Below are 1015 nucleotides of genomic sequence, written 5' to 3'. Positions count from 1 at the left end.
CGCGGGCCAGTGACGCAGGGGAGGCGTTTTCACATGTCCAAGCAGTACGCGCGCGTCGGGGGATGGCGCATCGACCTCGACCAGGTCCCCGCCGCCATCAAGATCTTCAACGAAGCCCTCGACCGAGCCGGTCAGTTGGCTTCGGAGGCCAATGGGGCATTGCAGGTCCAGGCGATGGGCGCGGACGCCGTCAGCACCGGTCTGGCCACAGAGGTGAACAAGCGTCACCTGGAAGGCACGGGTAGCACGGTGCGGGCAGCTGAGAACCTTCATGACGAGTTGCGCGAAGCCGTCACAAGACTCAATTCCGCCAGGCGGCACTACGAGCGTGTGGAGAAAGCCAGCCGACAGAGCATGGGTGGGCACGCTTGATGCGCGTCCGTGCGCTCGGCCAACTCTCGTGCTGCATCGCCCTGGTAGTGGCAACGCTGGCCGGATGCACCGTCGATCACGTCGGAGCGGCCACTCCGCAAGCCACAACACCTGCCCAGACCTCGACGAGCACCGCCTCATCGCTGAGCAGACCACGCGAGGTCAAGATCGATTCTGTTCGTCCGTGCGATCTGTTCTCGGCAGACAATCGTCAAGAATTCAAGATTGATCGACCGGTCACGGAAACCAAGGACAACTTTTTCCAGTCGCAGGTCTGCTACTTGCTCAGCCGCGCTGAAGGCGTCGACATCTCAATCAACATGCTGCTCGATCGCGACGTGGACGCCTTCGGTCCCGAAAACACCACAGCGCACTCCCGCCTCATGCGGGTTCAGGGGTTCCCCGCCTACGAAGGCCACGTGGACAAGAGACCTGGGCGAGCGGCATGCGGGGTCAACATCGGAGTCTCACAAGGACAGGTGTTGCGCGCTCAAGCAACTGAACAAGGACGATACGAGAATCCGTTGACGCAGGAAGAAGTCTGCCGCCGCGCCCTGCGCGCCGCAGATCTCGCTATGGGCAACCTGCTCGCTCGCGGTTGACGCGGGCGAGTCCGGCACGACAACGACACGGGGGGACGACG

General features: G+C 63.0%; 2 protein-coding genes. Both read left to right on the top strand.

What is annotated here, in order from left to right; translation table 11 throughout:
- Window positions 1-372 (top strand): hypothetical protein (locus tag CCN37_RS34505; protein WP_210408334.1); only part of this gene is annotated, 372 nt, incomplete at its 5' end.
- Window positions 372-974 carry a DUF3558 domain-containing protein gene (locus tag CCN37_RS34500; RefSeq protein ID WP_143261949.1) on the top strand — a complete coding sequence of 201 codons (603 nt, stop codon included), beginning with the start codon at window positions 372-374 and terminating at the stop codon, window positions 972-974. The genes CCN37_RS34505 and CCN37_RS34500, both read left to right, overlap by 1 nt.
- Window positions 975-1015 lie beyond the last annotated feature (41 nt).

It is taken from the genome of Allokutzneria sp. NRRL B-24872 (assembly GCF_002155965.1).
GTDB lineage: Bacteria > Actinomycetota > Actinomycetes > Mycobacteriales > Pseudonocardiaceae > Allokutzneria.
The sequence above is the reverse complement of the archived record's forward strand: the minus strand, read 5'-3'. Positions and strand labels throughout refer to the sequence as shown.